6 protein-coding genes are annotated in these 9,828 nt (G+C 79.4%); 3 read left to right on the top strand and 3 right to left on the bottom strand.

The genetic code is table 11. The annotated features are described in order from the left end of the window. Both AC3WUG_RS13315 and AC3WUG_RS13310 read right to left on the bottom strand, forming a co-directional pair. A partial coding sequence (locus tag AC3WUG_RS13315) for an ATP-dependent helicase (protein ID WP_492328107.1) occupies positions 1-2,783 on the bottom strand: 2,783 nt, incomplete at its 3' end. After that, positions 2,780-6,202, bottom strand: coding sequence for an ATP-dependent helicase (locus AC3WUG_RS13310; protein WP_492328106.1), 3,423 nt, complete (start codon positions 6,200-6,202; stop codon positions 2,780-2,782). The genes AC3WUG_RS13310 and AC3WUG_RS13315, both read right to left, overlap by 4 nt. Before the next feature lie 154 nt (positions 6,203-6,356). Here AC3WUG_RS13310 and AC3WUG_RS13305 point away from each other — a divergent pair, with 154 nt between their 5' ends. Then, complete coding sequence (locus tag AC3WUG_RS13305; RefSeq protein ID WP_492328105.1) at positions 6,357-7,082, top strand: TetR/AcrR family transcriptional regulator; 726 nt, start codon at positions 6,357-6,359, stop codon at positions 7,080-7,082. Between the two features lie 42 nt (positions 7,083-7,124). Beyond that, entirely contained in the window at positions 7,125-7,349 is a 225-nt protein-coding gene (locus tag AC3WUG_RS13300; RefSeq protein WP_147794234.1) for a DUF3107 domain-containing protein, read from the top strand. Between the two features lie 66 nt (positions 7,350-7,415). Here the strand turns inward: AC3WUG_RS13300 and AC3WUG_RS13295 are convergent, their stop codons facing one another. Then, positions 7,416-8,180 carry a ferritin-like fold-containing protein gene (locus AC3WUG_RS13295; RefSeq protein WP_492328104.1) on the bottom strand — a complete coding sequence of 255 codons (765 nt, stop codon included), beginning with the start codon at positions 8,178-8,180 and terminating at the stop codon, positions 7,416-7,418. Between the two features lie 142 nt (positions 8,181-8,322). On the opposite strand from AC3WUG_RS13295, the gene AC3WUG_RS13290 reads away from it, so the two are divergent. After that, positions 8,323-9,606: an MFS transporter gene (locus AC3WUG_RS13290; RefSeq protein WP_492328103.1), complete on the top strand. Its 1,284-nt coding sequence runs from the start codon at positions 8,323-8,325 to the stop codon at positions 9,604-9,606. The last annotated feature ends 222 nt before the right edge of the window (positions 9,607-9,828 follow it).

The raw sequence follows: 9,828 nt of genomic DNA, 5'->3' as shown, positions 1-9,828 counted from the left end.
CGCTCGTCCCGCGCCGCGCGCACCGCCGCCGCGGCCGCCTCGACCGCGGACCGCCGTACCGGGCCGCCCTCGGCCTCGCCGCCGAACGGGTCCGCGGGCCACACCGCGCCCGCCGCCTCCTGCGTCCGGGGGTTCTCGGTGCTCTCGTCGGGCAGGTCGGCCCAGCCGGCGACCCGCGCCAGCCCGGCGTCCACCACCTCGGTCAGGAACACCGACGGCGGCCGCACCCGCGACCCGTCGCCCCACCACGCTCCGGTCAGCAGCAGCGCCGCCCGCGCGCGGGTGAACGCCACGTACGCGAGCCGCCGCTCCTCGGCGACCTGGTGGTCGCCCGCGTCGAGCAGGAACTGCTTGCGCCGCTCCTCCAGGTCCTTCGGGTCCGCGGCGCCGGCGTAGGCGAAGTCGGGCAGGTCGTGCCGGTCGCCACGCAGCGGGTAGGGCAGCTCGCCGAGGCCGGTCAGCCAGGCGGAGTCGGTCGGGCCGTTCGGGCCCTGGGTGCGGGTGGCGGGCAGCCCGCCGTCGACCAGGCCGGCCACGGCGACCGCGTCCCACTCCAGCCCCTTGGCGGCGTGCACGGTGATGAGCTGGACGGCGTCGGGGTCCGGCTCGGCGACCGGCATGTCGAGGCCGTGCTCGTGCGCGTCGGCCGACTCCAGCCAGGCGAGGAACCCGCCGAGGGTCGGGTCGTCGGTCGCGTCGGCGTACCGCACGGCGACCTCGCGGAACGCGTCGAGGTGCGCGCGCGCCCGGCCCGGCGCGACGCCCGCGCGGGACGCGACCTCGATGTCGAGGCCCCACAGCCGCTCGGCGTGCGCGACGAGCTCCGGGAGCGAGAGGTAGGTGTGCTGCCGGACGGCGCGCAGCACCTCGCCGACCGCCGTGACCCGGGCCAGGCCGGTCGGGGTGAGGCCGCGGCCGGACGGGCTCCGCCACCCGGGCGGGGGCGGGGAGTCGACCGCGTCGACGATGCTGCGCTCGTCGACGACGTCGGCCACGACCGGGGCGGGCTCGGCGGCGCCGTCGCCGGGGACCCCCGCGGACGGGGCGCCGTCGATCGCGACCCCGTCGCCCGCGAGGGCACCGGGGCCCACGGCGCCCGGCGCCCCCGCCGCCGATGCCGCCCGGTCCCGCGCCACGGCCGCCGCCGCGCGGGCGTCGAGCCCCTGGGCGAGGTGCGCCGACCAGTCCGCGAGCGCGTGCAGGTCCGCCGCGCCGAGCATCGTGCGCGCGCCGGTGAGCAGCCGCATGAGCGCGTCCCCGCGCGACGGGTCGTGGGCCGCCTGCAGGATCGCGACGACGTCGACCACCTCGGGCGTGTTCAGCAGGCCGCCGAGGCCGACGACCTCGACCGGCAGCCCCGCGGCGCGCAGGGCGCGGTGCAGCACCGGGAACTGCGCGCGCTTGCGGCACAGCACCGCCGCGGTCACCCCGCCGCCGCCGGGCGCGGGCGCGCCCCCGTCGACCCCGGGGCCGCCCTCGGGCCGCCAGCGCGCGACGACGAACTCCGCGACCGCCTGCGCCTCCTCCTCCAGCGTGGGCGCGAGGTGGGCGATCACCTCGCCGGCCCCCGCACCGGGGCGGGCGCCGAGGGTCGGCAGCGCCACGCGCGCCTTCTCCGGCCGGCGCAGGGGCGCGGCGACGTGGTTGGCGGCGTCGAGGACGGCGACGTCGTTCCGCCAGGAGGTCGACAGGGCGTAGACCGCCGCAGGGCGCCGGTCGCCGTCGGCGGCGACGTCGGGGAAGTCGGTCGGGAACCGCTCGAGCCCCCCGGCGCTGGCGCCGCGCCAGCCGTAGATCGACTGGTGCGGGTCGCCGACCGCGGTGACCGGGTGCCCGCCGCCGAACAGCTGCGAGAGCAGCACCAGCTGCGCGTAGGAGGTGTCCTGGTACTCGTCGAGCAGCACCACCCGGAACCTGGCCCGCTCCCCCGCGCCGACCTCCGGCACGTCCCGGGCCAGCCGGGCGGCGATCGCGACCTGGTCGCCGAAGTCGAGGGCGTCCGCCGCGCGCTTGCGCTCCCGGTACGCCGCGACGAGGTCGAGCATCCGCTGCCGCTCGCGCAGCGACGCCACGAGCTCGCGCACCTTGGCGTAGGGCTGCCGCGGCGGGGTGCCGGGCGGGGTCGCCTCGATGTCGTCGACGATCCCCTCGATGCCACGGCGCGCCTCGTCGGCGTCGATCAGGTGCTCGTCCAGCGCGCCGGACAGCGTGAGCACCGCCTCGACCACCGTCGACACGGCGGCGGACGAGTCGAGGTCGGCGGTCCACGACTCGACGACCTCGCTGGCCAGCTGCCACTGCGCCGCCTCGCCGAGCAGGCGGGCGGACGGCTCGACGCCGATCCGGAGGCCGTGGTCCCCGACGAGGGACGCGGCGTACGCGTTGTACGTGGAGATGGTCGGCCGGGCGACGGTGAGGAGCGCCGCGCCGCCGTCGGCCGCGTCCTCGGCGACGGACAGCCCGGGCAGGTGCACGCCCTCGGCCGCGGCGGCGCGCGCGAGGTGCCGCAGCCGGCGCCGGACGCGCTCGGCGAGCTCGCCGGCGGCCTTGCGGGTGAACGTGAGGCCGAGGACCTCTTCGGGCGCGACGAGGCCGTTCGCGAGCAGCCAGACGACGCGCGCGGACATGGTCTCGGTCTTGCCCGACCCCGCGCCCGCGACGACGAGCGCGGGGCTGAGGGGCGACTCGATGACCGCGACCTGCTCGTCGGTCGGCGGGTCGCGGCGCAGCAGCCGGGCGATGTCCTGGGCGGACAGCGTGGCGGCCAGGGCGGGCGCGGTCACGCGACCACCTGCCCGCCCTCGTCGCGCAGCGGGCAGGACCGGCGCACCGGGCAGCGGTCGCACAGGGGGTTCGCGGTCGCGGCGAACGACGAGGCGGCCATCCGCTCCGCCACCTCCTCGATGTGGGTCCGGGCCCAGGACGGGTCGTCCGGGGCGTCCGGGCCGAGCGGCGGCTGCTCGCGGAGCGCCGCCTTGTTCTTGTTGACGTCGGAGACGAACACGAGCTGCGCGCCCGCGCTGACCGCCCCGGGGGTCAGGCCCTCGACCGCCCCGGCGTCCACCGCGAGCTGGTACGCGCCGAGCTGCGGGTTGGTGGTGGCCTCCTGGGCCGACGGGGCGGTGCGGCCGGTCTTGAGGTCGACGACGCGGACCGGCACCGGCCCCTCGTCGCCGGCGGTGGCCCCGGCACCGCCGTCGCCCGGCTCGGCCCGCTCGACCCGGTCCAGCGTCCCGCGCACCACCGCGCGGTCCAGCTCGAGCTCGAACCGCGCCTCGATCGCCAGCGGCTCGCCGGCGCGCTCCAGGTAGTCCGCCAGGCGCCCGACCATCGCCTCGGCGCGCCGGCGCTCCAGCGTCGCGGGCCAGCCGTGCCCGAGCCCGAGCTCCGGCCACCGCCGGTCGAGCTCCGCCATCAGCGCCTCCCGGCCGCCCCGCGGGTGCGTCTGCGCCAGGGCGTGCACGAGCGTGCCGAGCGACTGCCGCGCGCTGCTCGGCGCCGTGCCGCCGGCGGCCTCGAGGGCCCAGCGCAGCGTGCAGGTGCCGGCGGTCTCGATGCGGGAGGGCGACACGGGGACCCGCTGCCCCTCGGCCCACAGCGGCGCGTCGCTCGACGGGTCGGCGAGCCCGTGCCACTCCGCGGGGTCGGCGCCGGGTACGCCCTCGTCGACCAGGCGCGCGAGCACGGCGGCGGCCTCCGCGTCGGGCGCGCCCGCGCGCGCGGACTGCTCCAGCCGGCCGCGCAGCTGCGCCACGAGGCCGCGCAGGTCCAGCGGCGCGGGCGCGGCGGTGCGGCGCGGGTCGTCGTCCTCGTCGTTCGGCTCGACGAGGTCGAGGAACGGCGACGGCTGGTCGTCCTCGTCGGACACCGCGGTGACGAGCAGCACCCGCCGGGCGCGCGACACGGCGACGTGGAAGGAGCGCAGCTCGTCGGCGAGCACCGCGGCCCGCGCGGCGGCGCCGGCCTCTGCCGCGGCGTGGGCCTCGCCGGGGGCGGCGTCCGCACCGGCCGCCCGGCCGGCGCCGCGCCCCGCCAGCACGTCGACCAGCGCCTGCGAGCCCAGCAGCGAGTCGCGCAGCCGCAGGTCGGGCCACACGCCCTCCTGCACGCCCGCGACCGCGACGACGTCCCACTCCCGCCCCGCGGCGCCCGCCGGCGTCAGCACGGAGACGGCGTCCCGGCTGGCGCGCGCGGCGATCGTGTCGGACGGCAGCTCCTGCGCCTCGACCCACTCGAGGAACGCGGCCGCGCGGGCCTGCGGCATCCGGTCGACGAAGGTCTCGGCGGCGCGGAACAGGGCGAGCACGGCATCGAGGTCCCGGTCCGCGCGCGCCCCGCCCGGACCGCCCGTGAGCGCCGACCGCCGCCACGGCTCGGCCAGCCCCGACGCGTCCCAGATCGCCCAGAGCACGGCCTGCGCGTCCGCGCCCGGCGCCGCGGCCGCGGTCCGGCCCTCGGCGAGGACGGTCGCGATCCGGGCGACCGGCCGGCGCACCACCGGCTGGAGCGCGGCGGCGGCCGCCGGGTCCAGCAGCACCTCGACCAGCAGCTCGTCGCTCGCGCGGCCGCCGCCGAGCGCCACCTCCTCCGCCCGGAGGCTGCGCCGGAGCCGGCGCAGGCCCACCGCGTCCATCCCGCCGAGCGGCGAGCAGCACAGCCGCGCGGCGAGCTCGGCGTCCAGGGCGGAGCCGCCCGCGTCGGGACCCAGCGCGACGCGCAGGGCGTCGAGCAGCGGGCGCACGGCGGGCTCGTCGCGCAGCGGCACGTCGCTGCCGACCACCGCGACCGGCACCTGCGCGGAGCCGAGCGCGCGGCGCAGCGCGGTGACCTGGCCGCCGGACCGGGCGATCACGGCCATCTCGGCCCAGGGGGTGCCGTCCTCCAGGTGCGCGCGGCGCAGGGCGTGCGCGACCCAGGCCGCCTCCTGCGCGGGGCTGGGCAGCACGGCGGCGCGGAGCACGTCGCGGGGCACGGCGTCGTGGCCGGCCCGGCCGGGCTCGACGCCCTGCGTCGGCAGGTCGACCGCCGCGGGGACACCGGCCCCCGGCACCGGCGCACCGGCCCCCGGCACCGGCAGCGCCCGCCGGTGCGCCGCGCCGCCGACCACCGCCACCCGCTCGGCCACCCGCGCGGCCACGCCGCGCAGCACCGGCCCGTGCCGCCGCACGCCGTCGAGCACCAGGCGCACCGCCCCGAGCTCCCCCGGCCCGGTCCCGGCGACGTCCGCCCGACCGACCAGCGCCGGCGTCGCCCCGCGGAACGTCTGGACCGCCGCGTCCGGGTCGGCGAGCAGCAGCAGCCGCGCGCCGTCGTCCTGCAGCACCCGCAGCAGCCGCGCCGTCGCCTCGGTCGCCTCCTGGTAGTCGTCGACCACCACCAGCCGCCACCGCGGGCGGGGCCCGGGCAGCTCGTCCTCCCAGGTGCGCAGCACCTCGGCCGCCTCCTCGACGACGACCGCCGGGTCGTACCGCGCGCCGGCGTCGGGCGTGCCCGCGCGCAGCGTCGTCACGTCCACGTACTCCTGGTACAGCCCCGCCGCGGCGACCCACTCGGGCCGGCCGTGCCGCTCGCCGAGCAGCGCCAGGTCCTCGGGCTCGACCCCGCGCTCGGCGGCGCGCATGACGAGGTCGCGCAGCTCGCCGCGGAACGCGCGCAGCGTGAGCGCCTCCTCCGGCACGCCCGCGGGCCAGCGCAGCGGCACGCCCTCCCCCGCCGCGTGGCCGGCGAGCAGCTCGGCGAGCGCGAGGTCCTGCTCGGGCCCGGAGATCAGCGTCGGCGCCGGGTCCCCGAGGAGGGCGGCGCGCGCCCGCAGCACCGCGAACGCCGCGGCCGCCGGGGTGCGCACCATCGCCTGGCCCGTCGTGCGCCGGACCCGCGCGCCGATCCGGTCGCGCAGCTCGGCCGCCGCGCGGCGCCCCGGCGCCAGGACCAGCACCTCGTCCGGCGACGGCAGGTCGGGCGACGGGAACAGCCCGTCGTCGTCCGCGCCCAGCGCCGCCGCGACCGCCTCGACGGCGAGCAGCGTCTTGCCGGTGCCCGCCGCGCCCACGACCAGCAGCGCGGGGTCGGCACCCGCCACGACCCGGTCGACCACGGCCCGCTGGTCCGCGCCGAGGCGGACCGGCGCCGGCACGTCCGCGAGCGCGGGCCGCACGAGGCGCAGCCCGGCCGCGGGGGGCGGGCCGGCGGGGGTCGGGGTCACGGCCCGATCCCATCACACGCCACCGACACCCCGGGCACCGCGGCCGGGCGCGCCCCGAGGCCGTCGACGGGCCGCGGCGGGCGGCCGCGGGACCGGTGTGTGCGTGCCGCGGACGCCCCGCTGAGCGCCCGCCGGCCGTGGCTATCATCGCCCGATGGACCAGCCCCCCGCCGGCCGCGGACGCCCGGCGCGCATGCCCCGCGCGCTCCGCCGCGCGCAGGTCCTGGCGATCGCCCAGGAGCTGTTCACGTCCGAGGGCTTCCACCACGTGTCGATGGACGACATCGCCGACCGCGCCGAGGTCAGCAAGCCGGTGCTGTACCGGCACTTCCCGTCCAAGCTCGACCTCTACCTCACCGTCGTCGACGCGCGCGGGGACGAGCTGCTGTCCGCCGTCGACGCCGCCGTGGCCATGCACCCGCCGGGCGAGGTCCGCCCGCACGACGCCCGCGCCATCCTCACCGGCGTGGTCCGCGCGTACGTGGACTTCGTCGACGGCGCCGGTGAGTCGTCCGCCCTGCTGTTCGAGTCGGACGTCCGGCACGACCTGGAGGTGCGCGCGCGGGTCGAGCGGGCCACCGAGGCCGTCACCCGCCGGCTGCAGTCCGTCCTCGGGGAGGTCGCGGGCGTGCCGGCGGAGACCGCCGCCCTGCTGGCGCCGTCGGTCGCCGCGATGGCCCAGGCCGCCGCGACCCGCCGGCTCCGGGCGCCGGACGGCAGCTCCGCGCGCGACACCGCCACCCTGGTCGCGCGGCTGGCGTGGGGCGGCGTCGCCGGGTTCGTCCCCGGGGCCGCCGCGACCGGCGCAGGGCCGGACGACGTGTCCACCCAGGGCGAACGCGGGCCGCTCGACGGCCCCGTCGACGTCGGCCCGGCCTAGGATGACCGGGCAGCGACACGACGGACGAGGAGACGACGAAGCGTGGACATCACGATCGGTGTGCAGAACCTGCCCCGCGAGCTGGTGATCGAGTCGGACCAGACGGCCGACGAGGTCACCGCCGCCGTCACCGAGGCCCTGAACGGCAAGCCGGTGCTCGAGCTGACCGACAACCGGGGCCGGCGCGTCATCGTGCCGTCCGCCTCGATCGGCTACGTCGAGATCGGCACGGAGTCGAAGGGCCGCGTCGGCTTCGGCGCGATCTGAGCAGCACCCGCAGACGCGACGACGCCCCGCACCGGACATCCGGTGCGGGGCGTCGTCGTCGGGGCGTCAGGCCGTCAGGCCCAGGCGCGACATGCGGCGGGTGTGCTCGGCCGTGAGCTCGCCGAACAGCTTCGCGGGGGCGGCGCCGTCGGCCTCGGCGACCGGTGCCTCCGCGGCGGGCGCGGCGGCCGGCTCCTGGGCCCCGGCGCGGGCCTCCGCCTCCCGACGGGTCACCAGCCGGCCCAGGGCGGGGTGCGCGGACATCGCCTGCTGGACGACGCCGAGCGCCTCCCCGACCAGGCGGCGGCCCCACAGCGCGAGCCGGGACACCAGCACCTCGTCCTGCGCCCCGGCGGCCTCGAGCTCGCCGACGGCGAGGTTCGCGTGCGCCGCGTCGTCGAGCACCTCGAGCAGCAGCGCGCGGGACCGGTCGTCGACGGCGGACGCCGCGATCCGGCAGAAGTCGTCGGACACGCCGTCGGCCACGTAGGACCGGAGCAGCCGCTCCCACCAGGTGCTGGGCTGCGTGCGGGAGTCGAAGTCCTCGAGCAGCCGGGCGTACGCGCCGAGGCACCGCTCGGGCTCGCCGCCGAGCTCGACCACGCGGGCGAGCACCCGGTCCCGGCGGTCGACCGCGGCGGCGGCCAGCCGGCTCAGCTCGAGCTGCTGGGCGGTGGTGGGGGCGACGCGGGCGTCCTCGGCGAGCCGGTTGAACGCGACGTGCTGCAGGTGGGCGACCAGCCCGAGCAGCTCGACGGTGTCGGCGGCCTCGGGGGCGTGCTGCGCCGGCGGCTGGGCCTGCGGCTGGGCGTCGTGAGCGACCTCGGTCATCCGCCCAGGGTAGCGCCGTGCCCGCGTCGACCCTCGCCCGGGCCGGGTGCGCCCGGCTACGATGGGGCCAGCTGAGGGACACCGGACGCGACCTGGAGGCGGGGAGGCGCGTCGCCCGTCTCGTGCACCCGGAGGGTCCCTCGTGTCCGCCCTGAACGCCTACGCGCGCCTGTTCCGCCTGGCCGGCCCGGCCTACGTCCTCGTCGCCTTCCTCGGCCGCCTGCCCATGGCGATGGCCCAGCTCGGCACGCTGCTGCTCGTCTCGACCGCCACCGGCACCTACGGCCTCGGCGGCCTCGCCGCGGGCGCGCTGGCCGTCGCGAACGCGGTCGGCGCGCCGGTCGCCGGCGGCCTCGCCGACCGGTTCGGCCAGCGGCCCGTCGTCCTCGTCCAGTCGCTCGCCGGCGCCGCGGCGCTCGGCGCGCTGACCCTGCTCGCGCACCAGGAGGCGGGCGGCGCGGCGCTGGTCGCCGTCGCCGCCGTCACCGGGCTCGCGCTGCCGCAGGTCGGCCCGCTCGCCCGCGTGCGCTGGCGGCCGATCACCGCCGGCACCGGCCCCGAGCAGCGCCGCCTGGTCGACGCCGCGTTCTCCTACGAGGGCGCCGTCGACGAGGCGTCGTTCGCGATCGGCCCGGCCCTGGTCGGCCTCGTGGCCGTCTGGCTGTCCCCCGCCGGCGCGCTCGTCACGGCCGCCGTCCTGCTGGCCGTGTTCGGCACCGCCTTCGCCCTGCACCCGACCGCCCGGCGCACCGCGACCGGCCCGCACGCCCGGCCCGCCGGCCGGCTGCTCACCCCCGCGTTCGCGGTGCTCGTCGTGGCGCAGGCCGCGGTCGGCGTGCTGTTCGGCGCCACCCAGACAGGCACCACCGTGCTCGCCACCCAGGCGGGCCAGCCCGGCCTCGCGGGCCTGATCCACGCCGTGCTCGGCGTCGGCAGCGCGGCCGCCGGCATCGGCACCGCGTTCATCCCGGCGCGGATCGGGCAGGAGCGGCGCGTGCTCGTCGCCGCGTGCGCCCTGGTCGCGCTGTCCTGGCCGCTGCTGCTGGTCGACTCGCTGCCCGCGCTGACCGCCGCCGTCGCCGTGCTCGGGTTCGCGGTCGCGCCGTACATGATCGGCGTGTTCTCGCTCGGCGAGCGGGTCGTCCCGGCCGGGCGGACCGGCGCCGCGATGACGGCCCTCGCCTCGGCGACCGGCGTGGGCTACGCGCTCGGGTCGAGCATCGCGGGGCGCCTCGCGGACGCGTCCGGCCACACCGCGGCCTTCGCGGTGACCGTGACCACGACCGCCGTCGCGCTGGTGGTCGCGGCGACGCAGCAGCGGCGGCTCCGGGCCGCGGTGGGCGCGGCCGGGCACGCGCCGACCGCGGAGGACACCGCGGAGGACGCCGCGGCGGACGCGCCCGAGCCCGTCGCCGCCGAGCGCTGAGCGCCGGCGGCGCGCCTGCCGCCCGCCCCGTCCCCGCGGTCCGGGCGGCCCTGCGCGTATCATCGGGCGTGTTCATCGGTTGCCCGGTCGTCCCGACCACGGTGCGCCGAGCGAACCGCGGCGCCCCGGCGCCCGGCCCGCTCTCGCTGACTTGCACGATCGGCTGCCGGACCACCTGTGGCGATGCCCGTCGCGGACCCCCCTCGCGGGGCGCGACGCGCC

The sequence above is a fragment of the Cellulomonas sp. EB106-03-03-XG116 genome, from assembly GCF_058792015.1.
Note: the sequence above shows the minus strand (reverse complement) of the source record. Positions and strands in the feature narration are given on the sequence as shown.

What these genes read in the sequence shown, in the direction of transcription:
- AC3WUG_RS13305 (WP_492328105.1), top strand. Translation starts at nt 6,357, where the DNA reads ATGGACCAGCCCCCCGCCGGCCGCGGACGCCCGGCGCGCATGCCCCGC.
- AC3WUG_RS13295 (WP_492328104.1), bottom strand. Translation starts at nt 8,180, where the DNA reads ATGACCGAGGTCGCTCACGACGCCCAGCCGCAGGCCCAGCCGCCGGCG.